Below are 20055 nucleotides of genomic sequence, written 5' to 3' on the forward strand. Positions count from 1 at the left end.
ATTAATTTATCTAATAATCACATATGATATCGAGGCTTTTATCCGTCTATAGGAATAAGCAGGTTTTATCGTTGTTCGGCAATCTGGTTTCGGCTTTTTTCAATCTTCTTTCATTTATGATCCTTGTAAGGATCTTGCCCACGCTGGATGACTTCGGACAGTGGGTGGTATTCACCGGTACTTATAACATCCTCGATCAGATTCGTACCGGTTTACTGCAATCGGGCATTGTAAAATTCTACACGGGAGCGGATATAGAAACTTCGCGCAGGGTAGCCGGCGCTGCCTGGCATCTTTCGTTACTGATCACCATCGGGTATGTAATACTTTCATGGGTTGGCTACTTTGCCGTATCTCCTTTCCTGGGCGCTCCCTGGCCATTATTCCTGGCATGGTTAGGTATCCTTACTTTATTATCCCTCCCAATGAATTTTGCCAGCTGGGTATTGCAGGCAGAGAACCGTTTTAATGAGATCGTGTTCATCAGGATTTCCCAGAATGGTTCTTTTGTAGTGCTGCTGGCCTTGTTATGGTGGTTCAAACAGGTGTCCCTTGCGAATGTGTTATATGCTTACAGTGGTTCGATGGCTATCTCCAGTGTATATTGCCTGCTTAAAAAATGGACGGGGATCCGCAACATTGTTTACCGTACAAGGGAACAGGCACTGGAACTATATCGTTTCGGCCGTTTGATCATTGGCAGCATGGTATCTTCTTCACTGATCAATAACACTAACAATTTTGTGATCCTGAAAATGCTGGGAGCGGCTAACGTAGCGCTTTTCAGTATTCCACAAAAGTTCATAGAGGTGATCGAGATCATCCTTCGCAGCTTTGTAGCCACCGCACAACCAACTTTATCTGCCGCAGCCAATCGTGGTGATAAACAGGCGGTGGCCATTGCTTTCTGCAGGTATACCGGCACAGTTACTTTACTGATCATTCCATTCATTATTGGCATGCTGATATTTACAGAGCCGCTGATCCTCATCCTCGCCAAAGGCAATTACCTCGGCGCTACCGCCGTAGTGCGCATCTCGCTCATTACCGCCATCCTCTGGCCGCTGGACCGCTTCAATGGCGTAACGCTGGATATGATGGGCCTCGCACATGTGAATTTCTACAAAAACATTCTCAAACTGATATTGAATGCCATCTTTGCGGTGGTGCTGGTATGGATCTTCCCTAATATTATCTCTGTGGCGCTGGCCATGTTGCTGCACATCCTCTTTGCTATTGCATACGGATACTATGTCATGAAAAAACATATGTCCGTTCACCTGAAAGACCTCTGGCATTACGGCTGGATTGAATTTAATATACTGGTAAAAAAGGCCTTAAAACTCAAGCATTCATAAATTATGAGAATAGCTTTCATCATCCTGGCACATAAAAATCCGGCACAATTACACCGGCTTTTAACCAGGCTGCAACACCCCAATATCGACTGCTTTGTACATATAGATAGAAAATGTAAAATAGAAGATTATGCCGAAGCGCTTTCCCTGCCACAGGTATATACCATAACTCCCCGCGTGAAGGTCACCTGGGCCGGATGGAGCATCGTGCAGGCTACATTGAACGGTATGGAAGCCATCCGGCAATCCGGTAAGTCCTACACGTATATCACCATGCTCAGCGGCCAGGATTATGTGATCAAAACCACGGAACACATTTACCAGACCCTCATTCAACCCGGCAACCGGCAATACATCGGGCTTATTTCTGAAAAAGACTTAAAGCCCATGATGTCTAAGGTGGATAATTATCACCTGGTGGAATGTAACTTCCCGGGCAAGTACAAATTCGCCAGCCTGCTCACAAAAATACTGCCTGCCCGGAAAACGCCATTCGGGCTTAAAATCTACTCCGGATCCGGCTGGTGGACACTGACCCAGGACTGCGTGAATTACCTGCTGGATTACATCCGGGAGCGCCCTCAACTGGTGCGTTATTTCAAGCTCACCTGGGGTTCTGATGAATTCATCTTCCAGACCATATTAATGGGCAGCCCTTACAAAGAAGCGGTAACCGGGTATGATCTGCATTATATCGATTGGGGGAATGATCGCTCAAAGGGGCAGAACCATCCTAAAACGCTGGGAGTGGAAGACGTGGAACTTATGCTGAAGAGTGACAGGCTGGTAGCCCGCAAATTTGAAATGGATAAAGATCCCGCCCTGCTGGACAAAATAGACCAGGAACTAAAAAGGCTGTTCCCATAAGGAGAACAGCCTATGTAAGTCATAAAAAAAACACTAGACTCTTTTCTTCCACAATGTATTGAACCCACCGGTAAAACCTATAGGCAGGATCTCAGCTACCTCGCAATCCAGCTTTTGCAGGAACTTAATGCGCTTGGTGAGCAGGGAAAAAGGGAATACATCTTCCACAAAATTCGTTTTCGAAAACTTGATGATATCGTAATTATTTGTTTGCGCGAGGTTCAGCAGGTCCTTACGGGTAAAGAACTGCACATGGTCCAGGTTATCTGCCTGTGACTGTACGGTAGTACCTTTAAAACCAAGGGCACTTTTAATTTTATTAATGAACTTCCACATGCCGGGGTTATTCCGGGCTTTCAGCATAGGCCTTGTTACGCACAGTTCACGCGGGCCCACTCCATTCGGTACGGTCACTACCAGCAAACCATTGTCCTTAATGGTATCATATATTACACGCAGTAATTTTTCAGGATGGTCCAGGTGTTCCAGTACTTCACTGCAGATCACTGCATCATATTTTTCACCTGCTGCCGTGAGCGCTTCTGCACTGATGGCTTCAAAGCGTACATTAGGCAGTGTATTCTTGGAACGGGCCACATCAATTGTTTTCTGGCTGATATCAATGCCCAGCACATCATAGCCAAACTGGCCAAGATGGCGGCTGATAACGCCATTACCGCAACCTACGTCCAGCACGCGGCCTTTTTCAGGGATCTCTTTCTTGAGGGCCTCTGCAATAAATTTCAGTCGCTTGATATCTGCGATACGTTCATATTCGTAGGTGATCGTTGCTTGTGTCATGTCAGTTATGGTAAAGCTGTTGATATATTTTTTCAATTTGCCGTGTCATGCCGGATACGGTGTATTTACTCCGTATCGTATCCATGGCACGCTGTTGTAATTGTGCTCTGAGCGTTTTGTCTTTGGCCAGTTTCACAATGGCGGCAGCCAGGGTTTCACTGTTCTTTGCAGGTACCAGCAAACCATTATCGCCATCCGTTACGGCTTCGCGGGTTCCGTCCACATCGCTGGCAATCACTGCTTTTCCCATGGCCATTGCTTCCAGCACTCCTATCGGGAATCCTTCCCATAAAGAAGGAAGGCAGTAAATGTCTACGCCGTTCAATACGGCCGGTACATCCTGGCGGAAATTATCAAAGATCACATGATCTGTTATGTTCAATCTGCGGGCTGCATCCAATGCTGCTTCTTTTAACTCTCCCTCTCCTATCATCAGCAGTTTCATATCAGGGAATTGCTGAAGCGCCAGGCTGAATCCTTCCAGCATGCCCACCGGATCTTTTTGCAGGGTCATCCTTGCAATGTAACCGATCACCAGCTGATCCGCAGGAATACCATAGGCTGCTTTCACATCAGGGTATGCTGCACCGGGATTGAATTTCACCGGGTTCACACCATTCTTGATCACTACGGAATCAAAGCGGCCGAAAGTTTTAATACCTGTTTCCCTGTTGGAATCAGATACGCAGATGTTCACCTTTGCCTTGCGGGTAATATATTTCTCTGCTGCAATACGCGCTCTTTTGATCAATGGGTTCAGGCCATCGTGAAAGGACCATCCATGGATGGTGTAGATCAGCGGCAAACCCAGCCTGCGCGCAGCCCACATCACATTTGTATTGGCGCGGGTGCCGTGTACGTGTACAATATCGATGCGTTGTTCCGTGAGGAAGGCACGCACCTTTTTCCAGATACTGATATCAAATGCTTTTTCGCTGGCAATCACATGCACCGGTACGCCGATTGCCGTGAGTGCCTGTACCATAGGCCCATCCGTGAAGGAAAGCACCACCGGTTCAAACAATTCGCTATCCATTGTTTTCACAAGGTCCAGCACATGGCTTTCCCCTCCTCCTATCTTACCCTGGCGGATCGTTTCTAATACTCTTATTTTACGGGGTTGCTCCATGTTACAGCTTTTCGATCCAACGGTCATACCATAACTGGAACACCAGTATATTCCATAATTTCTGATGGCTTACCCTGCCGCCATCCAGGTATTTCTTCAGCAGCTCCTGCACATGCGATGCATTGAACAATCCTGTTTTCTGCAGGCGTTCCGGTGCTAAATAATACTGCATCTGCTCTCTCAGGTCATCTTTGAACCATTCCTGCAAAGGCGCGATGAAAGGCCGTTTCGGGCGGTCCATCATGGATTTGGGAATGTATTTATGTACAATCGTTTTGAGGATGTATTTATTGGTTTGCTCCTTTACCTTCAATGCTGCAGGCACAGTTGCCAGGAATTCCAGCAGGCGGTGGTCCAGCATCGGCTCGCGGCCTTCGATGCTCACACTCATCGTAGCACGGTCCACTTTCACCAGGTTGTTATCTACCAGGAAGGTGCGGTAGTCGATGGCCAGTAATTTATTCAGCGGATCAGGAATGGAACTCAGTTCTCCGTTGAGGTCAAAGTTAGTTTTGTATTTACCCGTGGCAGAACCCATGTAATAAGCCGCCTCACTTTCCGTAATGTACTGGCTGATATATTTCAGTGCCTGTTGCGGTTTACCATCCTGCCAGATCAGTTTCATCTTTTCGTAGCGGGAGGCAAAGTTGTATTTCTTATTGAAGTAAGGGATCACTTCCGGCTGTATGATGCTCATGGCGGCACCCAGTAGGGATTGCACACCTCTTGGCAGCTGGCTGGTATATTTGATCGCCTGGTTGAACTTGTTATATCCGGCAAACAGTTCATCACCGCCATCTGCAGACAGTACCACTTTTACATCCTTACTCGCCAGTTTACTCACCAGTGTGGTGGGCACGGTAGAGTTATCAGCAAAAGGTTCATCGTATATTTCAGGCAATTGATGTAATACATCTTTTGCATCGGATGCACCAATGATCCATTCTGTATGATCTGTTCCCAGGTGGCGGGCTATCTTTTTCGCTTCCGCAGATTCATCCCATTGTTTTTCCTTGTAGCCAATGGTAAAGGTCTTAATGCGGCTGCCGGACCCTTCCTGCAGGATGGCGGCCACGCTCGCACTGTCGTACCCACCGCTCAGGAACACTCCTACGGGCACATCAGATACCATGCGGTACTGGTATGCACTCTTCATCAGCTCTTCTGTATGCGCGATCACATCCCTTTCGGAAAGTTTGGTTTCAGGCTGCCTGTATGCTTCCAGTACGTTCCAGTATTCCTTTTCTTCAGGGATAGCTTTTTGCAGGTTCAGTGTTAAATAATGTCCCGGCTTCAGTTTATAGGTATTCCTGTAAACAGTGTATGGTGCAGGGATGTAGCTGTATTGCAGGAAGAGGGAAACACTCTTTTCATCAATATCTTTACGGAAAGCAGGATGCTCAACAAAGCTCTTCAGCTCTGAGGCAAACAGGAACAGGTTCTCGTGCCAGTAATAATACAGTGGTTTTACCCCTGCCCTGTCCCGGCAAATGAACACCTCTCCTTTCTGTTCGTCGTAGATCACAAAGGCGAACATACCGATGCATTTGTCCATCACTTTCTCCTGCCAGCAATCAAAGCCCTTCAGCAATACCTCTGTATCCGTACCGGAACTGAAGGTGTACCCTTTAGCTTCCAGTTCTTTGCGTATTTCCTTAAAATTATAGATCTCTCCGTTGAACACCATGCTGTACTGCCTGAAATGCATTGGCTGGTGGCCGGAGCTGCTAAGATCGAGAATGGATAACCTGCGCTGGCCGAGCCCTACAACAGCGTTTTGGCTGCTGTAACATTCGTAACCGGCATCATTAGGACCACGGTGCAATAACACATCTGTCATTTTCTGCAGCGTATCCTGACCTGATTTTTGCGAAAAATCAATAAACCCTGCTATTCCACACATAAGTCTGTAGGTTTTTTAAGATGTTGGATATTCCAGAAGATCCCCCGCCAAAAGGCTTTCAGATGAACCCCTTCTCTTTTGAAAAGGAATCCGAGGGTATTTTTGGGTATCGTTAAGAATGTAAAATATAACATAAAACCCAAACGTCCTGTCATAGTTGTATTTCTTCTCATAAATAACAACCTGTTCCTCGTTATGAAATACGTTTTTAATGGGCTGTTCTTACCGGTGGTCATCGACTCCTTATGGTAAATAAGGGATTTGTACTGGTAGTATATCTTATAACCGTTCCTTTTAAACTGCTCGCACCAGTCGAACTCCTCATAATAGAGGAAATAAACTTCCGGCATGAGCCCTGTTTTCTCCAGCGCTTCGCGGGAGATCATCATGGCGCCGCCGTGTGCATAAGGGGTAACGGAAACAGCATCGTACTGGCCGTTATCCTTTTCCTGGCAACCGATCATGGCATTCCGGCCTGTAAAGGGGTCTACCGCCTGGTAACCGGCATATTCGATGGTGCCTTTATGGAAGAAGTAATGGAATTTGGGGCTTACCACGCCGGCATCGGGGTATTGTTCAAAGGTTTCGATCAGCCCTTCTATCAACCCGTCTGTGAATTCCGTATCGTTATTCACCAGGAAGAGGAAGCTGCCGGAAGCTGCTTTGATCCCCAGGTTATTGCCGCCGGCAAAACCCAGGTTCTTTTCACTCCGGATCACTTTAACAAGGGGCCAAACGTTCAGAAGTGACGCGGTGGGGTCTTCCTTGGAAGCGTTGTCCACCACGATCACTTCGATATTATGGTAGCTATTTATTTTGAGGGAAGCCAGTAGCTCACATGTTACAACCGAATTATTGTAATTCACTGTAATAATAGAAACCAGCGGCTTATTATTATGTTCAGTTCTTACGGCTTGCATGGAGTAAAGGATTATCGATATCTGTTTTATTATGCTTGGTATGTATGAAAGTATTGTTGGCTCCTTTTAAGCGGAAGACCAGCATTACCATAATACCTATCGCTTTTGGCAGTATCAGCAGGGCAGTGAAAAAATATTTACGGTAAAAGATCCAGGGCAAAGGCAGGGCCAGGCTGATAGCATTCATCACAAAAAGGATCGCCCAGGCTGTGAAAGGTATAAATGTATAAGCATGAAAGATAGCGCTCAGTAATGTCAGCAGGCAGATAGCGGCAATCAGCAGCATGCGTGGCAGCATCAGGTTATGGCAGAAGGAAAGATTGAAGTAATCAAAGTTCCCTGAAAACAATGCCTTCAGCCCTTTCTTCCAGAACATGCGCAGGTATACGAACTGGCTGGAGATCCATCTTCTGCGCTGGTTGCTGAAAGCGTTGGGATTTTCGATCTTTTCATCGAAGATGAGCGCATCTTCCAGGTAATAGACCTTATGGCCCAGTGTTACCATTTCCAGTTGCAGGATCTTATCAAAACCACCTGTAGCACTAACCCTTTGCATCACTTCTTTGATCAGCGGAAAGTGAAATGCCATACCAGAGCCAATCACGGAAGAAGATAATCCTACGGCATTGGCACCTTTACGGTAAATATGATTCGCAATGATCTCGTTAGCAGTATCCAGAACAGCAAATGGTGTTTCCAGGTTCTTGGCCACCCTTTGCGCCTGTATCACATGTTCCCCATCCAGGTAAGCCCGGTTGATCTTTAAGAGGAAGTCCGGCTCCAGCATATTGTCTGCATCGCAGATCAATGCTATGTCGTAATTATCGCCGATCTCACCAAAAGCCTTGTTCAGGGAACGGGCTTTGGTACTTTTATCGAATGAAACGGGTAATACCTTTACAGATGCTTCTTTCAGCAATTCAAGCGTTTCCGGCTGAAGGGAATCCGCGATCACGATCACATCATAGCGGGAAGCAGGGTAGCGTAACTGGGCGTAACTTTTGGCGGAGGACAGGATAATACTGTCTTCCTTATACGCAGGCACCAGGATGGCAACACTGCTGTAAGTTTCGGGTTCACTGATGTCTGTCTGTTTGCGGGCAACGATCTTACCTGCAATAGAAAAGAACAAATTGTACAGTACGCATCCGGCTAAGTAGGCAAATAAAATTATCTCTAAAAAAGCAATCATTATACGTTATCTTTTTGAATAAGCGCTAACGGCGTATTCACGATCAACCACATATCGTAGGTGAATGAGTTTTTGTAGGCGTAGTCTATATCCAGGCTGATGCGTTCTTCTACAGACATTTCTTTCTTTCCTCTCTTGCTGATCTGCCAAAGACCGGTGATCCCTGCAGGAGCCAGGAAACGTTCCACCCACACATCCGTAGTTAAAGTGGTGGCTTCGTACAAAGGTAAAGGGCGGTTCCCGACCAGGGACATGTCTCCCTTTAAAACGTTAAACAACTGCGGCAGTTCGTCCAGGCTGCTGTTCCTTAAAAAGTTGCCCAGTTTGGTGATCCTTGGATCGTTGGACACTTTGTAGAACACCGGCCCTGAGTCGCTGGCATCATATTGATTCAGGTGTTTCAGGTCCTTCAGCTTTTTATCAGCGTCTGCCACCATACTCCTGAACTTGTAGAATTTGAAAACTTTGTAGTTCCTGCCGGCCCTTTTGGAAGCATAGAAGATAGGGCCTTTGGATTCGATGCGGATGGCCGCTGCAATGAGCAGCATGATCGGAGAAGCCACGATCAGGCCGAGGGAAGCCGCTGTGATATCCAGCCCGCGTTTCAGGAAAGTGTTCAGGTAATCCTTTTTGTACCGGATCTCCTTGGGCGCCTGTGTTTGGTCTGGAATTGCCTGGAGGCGTTTGATCTTCTTTACAAAGTCGATCTTGGAGAACAGCTGACGTTCCATGCACTCCCGGGTAATGATCTCATCAATAAAAAGATGTTTCTTAACAAATGTTTTGAGGGGTTCTGTTACGTTTTCAGCGTACAGGAAAAACGGGATGGATTTCAGGATCTGATGAGATGCAAAATAAGCAGACCATTTCTGGCAGGCGGCTTCACACTGTTCATTATACTGAACAATGATCACGGAAGGAACAGTTCTGTTTACATTGAGCATTTCCATGATCTTCCGCTGCGCACCAATAGTGTCCTCCACCATACAATAGTTGTAGTATGGAAGTAGATTGGTCGCCTGCAGAGATGCTCCGACAATCATTACGATCCTCTCTTCCTTTGCAATCTGGGAAAGATCGGTTGTTTGCCTGGCAGAATTGCTACGCTCAATGGATGGGGCCTCTAAAATGTTAGGTGTAGTCGTAAAATTCATAAAAATCACAATTGTATTCAGGGTCAATAAAATCAGGGCATCACCGGAACCAGCTTCTTGCTGATAATTCCTTCCACTTTCTCCATCAGTTCTACCGGATCAAATGGTTTGCGCATAACTTCATGCACGTTGCTGTATAATTCTGTAATAGATTCGGTACGGTCATTCATGCTACCACTGAGTACAACAACCGGGATATCTTTATAAAGATGGCTGTCTGCTAAGTAATCCAGCAACTCCCATCCGTTCACATTTGGCATAGCCAGGTCCGTTATGATCACATCTGCCATGTTTCCTTTGGATAACCAGGCCATCGCTGCCAGGCCGTCCTGTGCGGAAACCACATTATATTCTTTACGGAACATCGCCTCTAACAAGTACCTTATCGGCATACTATCATCAATAATTAAAATTCTCTGTTTCATTTTTACCTTCTTTTTTGCTTTACGATAATGTTTTTGGCTGTTTGATCAATAACTAAACTGATCTAGAGCCATAGAAGGCTTTTGATGGATAAGGTCGAGTTTAAATTTAAACGTTGTAGTTTTCCAGAGGAGGATGGCGAAGAATACGGGTTAAATCAATTGATCTTAGCAAACTTACAATATAATTTTCAAAACCTAATATGTGGTACCGAAGAATTATTTTGTTTGATGCTCTTAACGGATGTAAAATTAATGCGCGAATTATATATTCACAATTTTAATTGGTGAAGGGAGGTTTTTTCTCAGTAAACGCATGGAATTTCCACTTTAATGGTTTTTATCCGGCCATTTTAACCTCAAAACGACCGTTTCACCCCCTTAATGGGTATAATTACACAAATGGACAACCCCCTTTCCTATATATTATGGCGTATCCCACCTCAAATACTATAATTTAATGATATAAGCTTTTCCCCAGCCCTGTATTTGGCTACGTAAAACATTGCGTTTACCAATAAAATCCGTCCATTCACCCAAATAAATTATGCGGATTGAAATTTGCGTTCTACTTTTGCGAACGAATCGGATACATTTATATATCAATTGAAATGAATGGTTATTTCCATTCCCCCCAATTAGTTCCGGTTCCCTACAAGTTATTTCTAACCTGATCCTCTGGCAAAACCTGCATACAAAATAGGTTGTACTGCATTATCTACTAAATTATGGGTTTGTTCTCTTCCTTTTATACTGACAAAGCGCTAAACAGCTTTTTATCAGTTACAGGGATCCAGTGCAAAAGTCCGTGTGTTAGCCCAGGTCTATTTGTTTGCTAAAGAAATGATCCGGTGTAAACCGGTTTTTTTAAGGATTTATGATTGATAAAAATAAATAATTGATATGGATGTAATATATTTTGTGAAGGCGTTATTAAAAAAGAAGTGGTGGATCATTTTCAGCACCGCGCTGGCACTGGTGGCCGCATTCTTTTTTACTATGGGAAGAGCAAAACTATATGTTTCCAGCGCACAGATCTCTACTGGTTTTACCATGAAAGATCAGATCACCCTCCGCGATGAAAATGTTAACCTCTATGAGGCTGACGTAAAGTTTGAGAACACTATCCAAACGATCAACTCACCACTGGTGATCAGCCTCCTCTCCTACTCCCTGCTTATTCACGACCTTACCAGCAATAAACCTTTCAGGACCCTGCATGAGAAAGACCTGAAATCACCGGAATATCTCCAGTTCAATAAAGAAGAAGGCCTGCGCATCTGCCGCCAGAAACTGGATTCACTCCAGATGCTCACTTCCTACAGACCGGACGAGCGCAAGCTGCTGGAATATATGAAGCTCTGCAAGTACGATAATGAGTCTATCACCAAGACCTTAAAAGTGAACAGGGTACCGAGAACAGACTATATTGATATTTCTTATGGTTCTGAAAACCCTGAGCAGTCTGCCTTTGTAGTGAACACGCTTTACCAGGAGTTCATCCGTTACTACAGGAGCCTTCGTTCTGAGCGTGGTGTGGAGAACGTGGTAACTTTTGAAGAGCTGGTGAATAAAAAGAAAATAGAACTGGATGCAAAAGTAGAAGCCCTCCGTTCCTATAAATCATCTGAAGGGATCCTGAACGTGGAAGCAGCCAGTGGTACAAAAATGGGCCAGATCAGCCAGCTGGAAAAAGACCTGCTGGGTGAAAAGTCCAATTTGAACCTCATGCAGGCTAACCTGAATAATATCAACGATCAGATCAACCTGGCCAACCAGGGTAAAACTACTTATGGTAATGCCGGTAATAATGAGATCGTGAACCTGCGCAGGCAGATCAATCAGCTGAATGATGAGTATATCCGCACCGGCAGTACAGATGAAAAGCTCGCAGATAAGCTGGAGGCCCTTCGCAAACAATATAACACAGCGGTGTCCAAAAGTGGGGCATCCACACCAGGTATTGTAGTGAGCAAAGACAAGCTGTTGCAGGAAAAAGCCACGGTTGAATCCAATATCTCCGCAACCAAACTGAATATTATCAACCTGGAGAAAGCTATTAATTCCCTGCAATACTCTGTAGGTTCTTATGCCAACAAAGAAGCTACCGTGAGTACTTTACAGAAGGAAGTAGATCTGGCACAGGAAGAATACAATAAACTGAAAGAGAAACTGAACTCGGCGATAGACAGCAGAAGCGTACCGGTAGATAACTTCAGGCAAACCCTGAAAGGGCAGCCGGCCTTCAAGCCGGAATCGTCCAAACGCATAGTGATCATGGGTATGGTTGGTATGGCCGTGTTCATGTTATCTACGCTCAGCATCCTGTTCAAAGAATTCTTTGACTCTTCCATTAAATCTCCTTCCAACTTCCTGAAGAGCGTACACCTGAAACTGATCGCTACCATCAATCATGCGGACCTGAATAAATACAGCATCCTGGAAGTACTGCAGAAACGGATAGAAGACAAGAAGGCCATTGTGAAAAGGCAGAACAGTTTCCGGGAATTCCTGCGTAAACTGCGTTTTGAGATCGAGAATAGCGGTAAGTCCATCTTCCTGTTCACCAGTACAGAATCACAGCAGGGAAAAACAACCCTGGTGCAGGCGGTAGCCTATAGCCTCAGCTTAAGTAACAAACGCGTGCTGGTAATAGATACCAACTTCTGTAACAACGACCTTACCGTACAACTGGAAGCGAAACCTACGCTGGAAACATTTTCCATCGCACCCCAGGATTTCAGCATCGAGAAGGTAAGGGCCATCGTTACTACGTACAGCATCGAGAATATTGAAGTGATCGGCTGTAGAGGTGGTGACTATACGCCAACGGAGATCCTCCCCAAAAATCACCTGCTGAACTATCTGCCGCAGCTGAAAGAATATTATGATTTCATCTTGTTTGAAGGCGCTCCTTTGAATGAATATACTGATAGTAAAGAGTTAGAGAAATATGCGGAAGGAGTGGTTGCTATCTTCTCATCCAAAGCATCGATAAAACAAACAGATAAAGAATCCATCGAGTTCCTGCAAGGTTTGGGAGATAAATTCCTGGGAGCTGTACTGAACAATATTAATGACGATTATCTGGAACTCTAGAATAAATGTCTGAGCAACCGTCCATAAGATCCCTATCACTGTCCGGCGCATTGAAATTCATTTTCACCTTTCGCCCCGGAACATCCAGGAAATACGCCTGGGTGGACTATGCGAAAGGTATTGCGATCATATTTGTTACATACCGGCATGTGATATACGGATTACTATATAACGGCATCCCCATCACCTCAACACTGATGAATGCCAACGAAATGCTGTATGGCTTCCGGATGCCCATGTTCTTTTTTCTGTCGGGCCTGTTCTTTGCATCCAGCCTTCACAGGCGGGGCGGCAAGAACTTTATGATCTCAAAGATCAATACACTTTTATATCCGTATCTGCTTTGGTGTTTTATACAACTCACCCTGCAGATCTGGTTCTCTGATTACACGAATTCTAAAAAGGGAGTGGAAAATTACCTGGACATATTGATACATCCGCGGAGCATGCTGCAACTATGGTATTTATTTGCCTTGTTCAATGTTACTGCCCTGTACCTGATGGTAGACCGCTGGTTAAAGTTCAGCCCCTGGATGCAACTGCTGCTGGGCTTTGCCTTACTTCCGCTGAAAGGGCTGGCAGGTGATATCAGCACCTTGTCCGACGTGATGGTGTTCTATGTGTATTTTGCCCTGGGGCATATTGCAACGCCCTATTTCTTTAAAGAAAGCGTGCAGGAGCAGCTCGCCTCTCCTGTTAAAGTATTGCTGCTGATACCGGTGTTCTTACTTGTGCAGTATTACTGCATGAAGAATGTAGACATGAGCATTTACCTCTTCTCTACATTCGCACTGCTGGGTGGGCTGCTGGTGATCATGATCTCCTTTGTGCTGGCTAAATACCGCAAGCTGGAATTTTTGCAGGTAATAGGGCACTATTCTTTATACATCTACCTCATCCATGTGGGTATTGTATTCTTGTTACGCAACATCATTTTGAGTACGGGTATCCAGATCAGAACATCTGTATTCACATTCATACTGATAGCAGCCGGGATCTTTTTCTCCATCGTTCTATACAGGATATGCCTGCTGCTGAAACTTAATTTCATTTTCCAGGGACCTATTAAGGATATACCCAGGAGACAAGTCAGTGCATCATGAAAAAGATAAAAACGAAAAAGGTAAAAGAAAAAAAAGTGGTGAGCGAGCAGCTGCATGAGATACTGCTGGTAACTTTTGCTGCCGTGATCATACTCATGTTAGTGTTTAAAACGATGTTCCTGTAATAGCAATGCAACTGAGCAAAAAAAATATCAACCAGTTTTTCGGGATTTTGCTGTGGATCTTACTGATCCCCGCCATTGCATGGGTGGGTGCCACAGATGCCAAGATAGCAGCTATGCTGGTAATAGGCATCCTGGGTACTGCTACCTGCCTGGTGTGTATCCTCAATTACAGGTTGGGATTTTATATCTACATGACCATTTCCCTCATCCTTCCTTTGCTGGAAAGGATGGCTGGTACGGAACTTCCCATGGGTGTAGTAATGGATGGGTTACTGGGTTGCTCCTTACTGGGGTGTTTCTTTAAAGGAGGGGATCCATCCGCAAAGAAAGTGGATTTCCTGAAAGATCCGCTGCTGATCTCCATCTACCTTTACCTGCTGTTATTGATATTACAAATAGCCAACCCTTATGGATTCAGCGTTTCAGGCTGGTTCATCTTTATACGGGTAACTTTCCGCAACCTGCTTTTTCTTTACCTGGGCCTCCACGTGTTTAACAGCATGAAGGACGTGTATGTATTCTTTAAGTACTGGCTGTTGATGGGTACGCTGGCGGCTATATATGCCTGCATGCAGCAATGGATGGGACTTATGCCTTACGAAAGAGCATTTATAGCCAGGTATCCGCAAATGTTCAATACCACTATCATCATCAGCGGGATCCGTATCTTCTCTTTTATGGCAGATGCGGCCTCCTTTGGTATTATCATGGCCTGCAATATTGTGATCATTATGATCATGCTTACGGCCAGGATGGCAATCATTAATCTGCCCAAAAAGATAGTACTGATCATTTCCCTCGTACTGCATGTGCTGGCACTGGGCTTTTCCGGTACCCGCACAGGGTATGTAATGATCCCGCTGGGCCTGATGCTGTTCTTCATTGCCAACCTGCAAAAACGGAATACCATTCTCATTGCCGCTGCTTTCGGTTTTTTTGCCATGGTGATCTTATTCGGGCCTTTCCATAGTAACCCTACCATTGTGCGGGTGAGAACGGCTTTCCTGGGAAAACAGGATGAATCTGTGAATGTAAGGGACCGGAACCGCGCCAAGGCACAACCTTACATCTACTCCCACCCCTTTGGCGGTGGTTTAATGACCACGGGGGGTAATGCACTGATCTTCCATCCGGGGCATCCCATGGCCAACCTGCAGACAGATAACGGGTACCTGAGGGCTGTACTGGAAACCGGGTGGCTGGGTATCCTGCTGATGGGCGCCAACTTCGTGATCCTGATCGCCGCTTCTGTCGGGAATTTTTTCCGGGTAAAAGGTGAGCTGGACAAACTATTAATGATCAGTATGGCGGCGGCGGTGCTTGAAATAGCGCTGGCGCAATATGCCCAGGATGCTTCCACCCTGGTGGAATCTGCCATCATGCTGAATGCATTCACTGCAATTGTTATAAAAATTAAATACTTATACTCTTAAAAACTAGAACATGAAACGTATCTCTTTAGTCGTTCTTGCTTTGTTCCTGGGTTTTGCTACACAGGCGCAGGTTGTGAAAACAGATACCAGCGTTTTGTTGAAACTGCCCCCTGACCCGGCCAGGATAGCCCGTTTTAAAGAAAAGCTGGTGGAGTTGGCTTTGCAGCACCCGGATATGAAACAATACGCAATTAAAAAGCAGATCAACAAATACGAACTGAACAGCACCGGCGCGCAATGGTTAAACCATTTCAACGCAGCCGGTAACTTAAATGAGTTCACGCTAAAAGGTGGCAGTTCCAACAATACTTTCTTCCCACGGTATAACTTTGGGGTAGTATTGCCGATCGGTAACCTGATCAAGATCCCGAATGATGTTAAACGCGTAAGGGCAGAGAAAAAGGTACTGGAATCACAGCAGGAATCCGATGCACTGACCATCAAGGCTACCGTACTGCAATTGTATGAAGAATATGCTGCCAACAAACAACTGTTTGAACTGCATATGCCACTGGTAGAAGATGCATTACTGAACTACCAACAGGCTGAAGAGAAATTCCGCGCAGGAGACGAAACCGTTTCCATCGAGCTTTATAAAGAAGCTTACCGCGCATACAATGGTGAAATGGCTAAAAAGATCTTACTTGAAAAAGAATTACGCCAGTCCAAACTGAAGCTGGAGGAAATGGTTGGAACAACCTTAGAACAAGTGTTGCTGCAGATATAGTTTTCATCATTAACCAACACTGTCACACATGTTGAAAATGATCGCTTTGGTTTGTTTTATGCTGGTAGTGGGTACCGTGAACGCGCAATACGAGCCCATGCGTAAAATAGACGTTAAGATAAGTCCGTGGCAAACAAGGCAGGCACTTATCTATACACCAACACCTACTGTCGCCGGAGAGCGTTTTCCACTACTGATAGCCTTTCACGGAAGAAGCGTGGCCGGGAAGGACCTTAGCATTATCTATAAAGAAGGTGTACCGCGGCAATTGAAAGAAGGGAAGATGATCGAGGCGGTGAATAAACTGGACGGTAAGCTGTACAAGTTTATCGTACTGGCCCCTATGGCGCAAAGCTGGTCCTGGGCCCCGCAGGATGTAGGGCCTATGCTGGACGATATCATCAAAAGATACCCGGTAGACACTACGCGGATCTATCTCACCGGCTATAGCGCCGGCGGATGGTCTGTAGAAGCTGCTAAAACACACAGTCCGGAACTGGCTGCCCGCATTGCGGCATGTATCACCATGTCTCCCGCCAACCTTGATCCGGATTACCTGAAGCGGTTCAAACTGGTGGCAGATGCCGATATACATACCTGGTATTTTGTTGGTTCCAAAGACGATTACTTCCGCGAAAACGTAAAACGTTTCATGGACAGTACAGCGAAGTATAAAAAAGGATTATTGAAAATAACGGTCTATCCGGGTGCGCATTGCTGCTGGCATTCCTTCCTCACACCCAGGTACAGGGAGAACGACATGAATGTATATGAGTGGCTGCTGCAGTATAAAAAAACATACGCTGTAAAACCCAGAACAAGATGAACCGCAGAAAAGCAATAAGGAACATTTTCCTCTTTGGTGGCGCCGGTGCAGCGGCTGTAGGAGGTTTTAACTTCTACCGCTTTTACAAAACGCCGGACCTCAGCAGCCTGGAAGGTCATAAAAGGCTGATCGAAGAACTATCGGAGATCATCATCCCGGAAACGGATACGCCCGGTGCAAAATCTGCCGGTGTAGCACCGGTGATCATCACACTGGTAAAAGACTGTACCAACCGGAAAGCACAGAACAGGTTCCTGTATGGTTTGGAGGATGTGGAAGACTATGCCCGTTCCAAGTACGGCAAATCTTTCGTGGAATGCGACAAAGCTGCCAAAATTGCTATTACCGGCCACTTTGAACAACGGGACCGCCCATGGGCCGGTATCAAAGGAAAGGTTTCCCGCAGGCTGATCGGCGATCCCTTTTTTATCACCCTGAAAAAATACACCCTGCTGGGATACGGCACCTCAATGAAAGGAGCCACCATGGGTATGGCCTACGACTTCATTCCCGGCCACTATAATGGCATTGTGCCGTTGCGCCCGGGGCAGAAATGCTGGGCCACCTGATCACATAAACATTACGACTCCATGATACTGCTTTACGTATTATTTTATGTTAGTTTTTTTATCCTCTTCTACAACTATATAGGGTATGGCATCCTGCTGTACATCCTCATAAAGATCAGGAGACTGATCAAACGCCCCAGGGAAACACAATCCGCATTTGAGCCGGCTGTTACCATCCTCATCGCCGCGTACAACGAAGAAGAGCACATCCGCGAAAAGATAGCGAACACACTTGCATTGGAATACCCCGCAGATAAATGTCATTTTATATTTGTTACAGATGGTTCTACAGACGGCACTATGGATATCATCCGGCAGGAACCCCGCATACAGCTGCTGCATATCCCGGACCGTAAAGGAAAAACCGCTGCCATTAACCGCGCCATGCCTTTTGTGCAAACCCCCATTGTGATCTTCTGCGATGCCAACACCATGCTCAACACAGCAGCTATCCGCAATATTGTAAAACATTATGCAGATGAAAAAACCGGTGGTGTGGCCGGAGAAAAGAAAGTGATCAGCAAAGAAAAAGGAGACGCGGCTTCAACAGAAGGTATCTACTGGAAATATGAATCCTTCCTCAAAAAGCTGGACGCAGAATTGTATTCCGTAGTAGGTGCAGCAGGAGAACTATTCTCTATCCGTACTGCGCTCTTCCAGCCTGTTGAAGAAGATGTGGTGCTGGACGATTTCATTATTTCCCTGCGCATCAATCAGAAAGGTTACCGGATCGCATACGCGCCGGATGCTTATGCCATGGAAGAACCTTCCTTCTCCATTGAAGAAGAACATAAGCGTAAGGTAAGGATCAGCGCCGGAGGTTTTCAATCCATTGTGATGTTAAAAGCATTATTAAATTTCTTTAAATACCCCGTACTTTCTTTCCAGTACATTTCGCACCGCGTATTGCGCTGGACGCTCTGCCCGCTCAGCATGCCCATTCTTTTTATCAGCAATCTCCTGATCGTAGTGGCTACCGGCAGCCTTTTCTATAGCACCGTACTTGCCGCACAAATGATCTTCTATACCGTTGCCTTTATTGGTTACCAGCAGGCAAAACAACATATAAAATCCAAGTTCTTTTATATCCCTTTCTACTTTGTTTTCATGAATGCGGCTGTATACCAGGGCTTTTCCAGGTATCTGCAAAAGAAACAATCCGCCGCCTGGGATAAGTCCAAACGCAGTAAAACCGTTACAGTATGACGCTCCAGCAAAATAACAGGATATACGGATTGGATGCCTTACGGGCAATAGCTATGCTGCTGGGTGTTTTACTCCACACCATCATTGCTTACAAGATCTATCCGAATCCTTCCTGGCCATCCGATAATTCCCTGCATAGTTACTTTTTTGATGGCGCTTACTACCTGGTCCATTCTTTCAGGATGCAATTGTTTTTTGTAGTAGCGGGCTTTTTTGCCAGGATGTTATACCTGAAAATAGGTGAGCAGGCATTCATCAGGCATCGTTTCAAACGCATCGTGATCCCTTTTGTGGGAAGTCTCATTTTTATCCTGCCATTTACGATCGCACCTTTCCTTTATTATAAATACTTTATCGCGGATGGTTTGCCAACGGCAGAGGCCTGGGCCGCACTCCGTTCCCAGTTCTTTCGCTGGAACGGCATGGCGCATTTGTGGTTCCTGTACTACCTGCTTTTCTTTTACGGGGCAATGCTGGTAGTATTAAGGCTGGTTCCGGCTTTCCTGAAGAACCGCCTGCTGAACCTGGCTTCCTTTTCACATATCTTACTGATAGGCCTGTTACTGGGCGCTATCCAGGTAATTTTCTGCGAAGAGCCAATTGTTGAAGTATCAAATGGCATTATACCCCGGTTCTCCAACCTGCTGTATTATGGCTTCTTTTTCGCGGTAGGCTTCCAGGTACATAAAAATGCCGGGCAGCTGAAGCAGATCCCTCAGCGCACCTGGCTGTACCTCTCCATTGGCTTATTGCTGGCTACCGTACTGTTCTATATACTGATCTGGCATAAAGAACAGCCTTTCCCCTATGGCATATGGATCCTGAAACTGGGGGTAGCCATGCAGAGCACTTTCCTGACATTCGGCGTGATGGGCGTATTCCTGAAATACCTGAACAGGGAAAGCCGGACCTTCCGCTATATTTCAGATGCCTCCTACTGGCTGTACCTGGTTCACCTGGTGATGGTATCCGGCTTAGAGGTACTGTTCCTTTATACAAATATCCCGGGCATTGTACGTATAATACTTATACTGACTATTACTTCGGGCGTGGCCCTGGTCACTTACCAATGGTTTATCCGGTATACCTTTATCGGAAATATCCTGCATGGACCCCGTAAAAGGGAGGAACATATCATAAAAACAATCGCTTAATGTCAAATTTTAATATTTTAACCGGGTCAGCTTTTTGCAGTAATGGACTTAAAACATCCATTTACCA

General features: G+C 45.6%; 18 protein-coding genes. 11 read left to right on the forward strand and 7 right to left on the reverse strand.

Annotated features, from left to right (window positions below; all coding sequences use genetic code 11):
• The first annotated feature begins 23 nt into the window (after positions 1–23).
• Positions 24–1358 (forward strand): lipopolysaccharide biosynthesis protein, encoded by a 1335-nt coding sequence (locus BUR42_RS07755; protein ID WP_084185447.1) that lies wholly within the window; start codon positions 24–26, stop codon positions 1356–1358.
• Positions 1359–1361: 3 nt separating this feature from the next.
• Positions 1362–2225 (forward strand): beta-1,6-N-acetylglucosaminyltransferase, encoded by an 864-nt coding sequence (locus BUR42_RS07760; protein ID WP_074238685.1) that lies wholly within the window; start codon positions 1362–1364, stop codon positions 2223–2225.
• Between the two features lie 33 nt (positions 2226–2258).
• Here BUR42_RS07760 and BUR42_RS07765 read toward each other — a convergent pair whose 3' ends face one another.
• The 7 genes from BUR42_RS07765 to BUR42_RS07795 are packed head-to-tail and all read right to left on the reverse strand — an operon-like array spanning position 2259 to position 9749.
• Positions 2259–3026, reverse strand: coding sequence for a class I SAM-dependent methyltransferase (locus tag BUR42_RS07765; protein ID WP_074238686.1), 768 nt, complete (start codon positions 3024–3026; stop codon positions 2259–2261).
• Position 3027: 1 nt separating this feature from the next.
• Complete coding sequence (locus BUR42_RS07770) at positions 3028–4155, reverse strand: glycosyltransferase family 4 protein (RefSeq protein ID WP_074238687.1); 1128 nt, start codon at positions 4153–4155, stop codon at positions 3028–3030.
• 1 nt (position 4156) lies between these two features.
• Positions 4157–6058: an asparagine synthase (glutamine-hydrolyzing) gene (gene asnB, locus BUR42_RS07775; RefSeq protein WP_074238688.1), complete on the reverse strand. Its 1902-nt coding sequence runs from the start codon at positions 6056–6058 to the stop codon at positions 4157–4159.
• Positions 6046–6978, reverse strand: coding sequence for a glycosyltransferase family 2 protein (locus BUR42_RS07780; RefSeq protein ID WP_074238689.1), 933 nt, complete (start codon positions 6976–6978; stop codon positions 6046–6048). Before BUR42_RS07780 ends, asnB begins: the two co-directional genes overlap by 13 nt.
• Entirely contained in the window at positions 6959–8170 is a 1212-nt protein-coding gene (locus BUR42_RS07785; protein ID WP_074238690.1) for a glycosyltransferase family 2 protein, read from the reverse strand. The genes BUR42_RS07780 and BUR42_RS07785 overlap by 20 nt, the downstream gene beginning before the upstream one ends.
• Positions 8170–9324 (reverse strand): sugar transferase, encoded by a 1155-nt coding sequence (locus BUR42_RS07790; protein ID WP_084185448.1) that lies wholly within the window; start codon positions 9322–9324, stop codon positions 8170–8172. The genes BUR42_RS07785 and BUR42_RS07790 overlap by 1 nt, the downstream gene beginning before the upstream one ends.
• A 32-nt stretch (positions 9325–9356) precedes the next feature.
• Positions 9357–9749 (reverse strand): response regulator, encoded by a 393-nt coding sequence (locus BUR42_RS07795; RefSeq protein ID WP_074238692.1) that lies wholly within the window; start codon positions 9747–9749, stop codon positions 9357–9359.
• A gap of 900 nt (positions 9750–10649) precedes the next feature.
• Here BUR42_RS07795 and BUR42_RS07805 point away from each other — a divergent pair.
• From BUR42_RS07805 to BUR42_RS07840, 9 genes are read left to right on the forward strand one after another with little or no spacing between them, the layout of a single operon-like run.
• Positions 10650–12845 carry an exopolysaccharide transport family protein gene (locus BUR42_RS07805; protein WP_074238694.1) on the forward strand — a complete coding sequence of 732 codons (2196 nt, stop codon included), beginning with the start codon at positions 10650–10652 and terminating at the stop codon, positions 12843–12845.
• Between the two features lie 5 nt (positions 12846–12850).
• The gene (locus tag BUR42_RS07810; protein WP_074238695.1) at positions 12851–13948 is read left to right on the forward strand and encodes an acyltransferase family protein; all 1098 of its coding nucleotides are present in this window, start codon (positions 12851–12853) and stop codon (positions 13946–13948) included.
• Positions 13945–14073: a hypothetical protein gene (locus BUR42_RS30070; RefSeq protein ID WP_262488000.1), complete on the forward strand. Its 129-nt coding sequence runs from the start codon at positions 13945–13947 to the stop codon at positions 14071–14073. Before BUR42_RS07810 ends, BUR42_RS30070 begins: the two co-directional genes overlap by 4 nt.
• A gap of 47 nt (positions 14074–14120) precedes the next feature.
• Complete coding sequence (locus tag BUR42_RS07815; protein ID WP_159442236.1) at positions 14121–15506, forward strand: O-antigen ligase family protein; 1386 nt, start codon at positions 14121–14123, stop codon at positions 15504–15506.
• A 10-nt stretch (positions 15507–15516) separates the two neighbouring features.
• Complete coding sequence (locus BUR42_RS07820; RefSeq protein WP_084185449.1) at positions 15517–16233, forward strand: TolC family protein; 717 nt, start codon at positions 15517–15519, stop codon at positions 16231–16233.
• A 28-nt stretch (positions 16234–16261) separates the two neighbouring features.
• Positions 16262–17059 carry a carboxylesterase family protein gene (locus BUR42_RS07825; RefSeq protein WP_143197377.1) on the forward strand — a complete coding sequence of 266 codons (798 nt, stop codon included), beginning with the start codon at positions 16262–16264 and terminating at the stop codon, positions 17057–17059.
• The gene (locus BUR42_RS07830; RefSeq protein ID WP_074238699.1) at positions 17056–17628 is read left to right on the forward strand and encodes a gluconate 2-dehydrogenase subunit 3 family protein; all 573 of its coding nucleotides are present in this window, start codon (positions 17056–17058) and stop codon (positions 17626–17628) included. The genes BUR42_RS07825 and BUR42_RS07830 overlap by 4 nt, the downstream gene beginning before the upstream one ends.
• Before the next feature lie 21 nt (positions 17629–17649).
• Positions 17650–18834 (forward strand): glycosyltransferase family 2 protein, encoded by a 1185-nt coding sequence (locus tag BUR42_RS07835; protein ID WP_074238700.1) that lies wholly within the window; start codon positions 17650–17652, stop codon positions 18832–18834.
• A complete protein-coding gene (locus BUR42_RS07840; RefSeq protein WP_074238701.1) occupies positions 18831–19988 on the forward strand; it encodes an acyltransferase family protein in 1158 nt (385 codons plus the stop codon). Before BUR42_RS07835 ends, BUR42_RS07840 begins: the two co-directional genes overlap by 4 nt.
• Positions 19989–20055 lie beyond the last annotated feature (67 nt).

Source organism: Chitinophaga niabensis (genome assembly GCF_900129465.1).
GTDB classification, from domain to species: domain Bacteria; phylum Bacteroidota; class Bacteroidia; order Chitinophagales; family Chitinophagaceae; genus Chitinophaga; species Chitinophaga niabensis.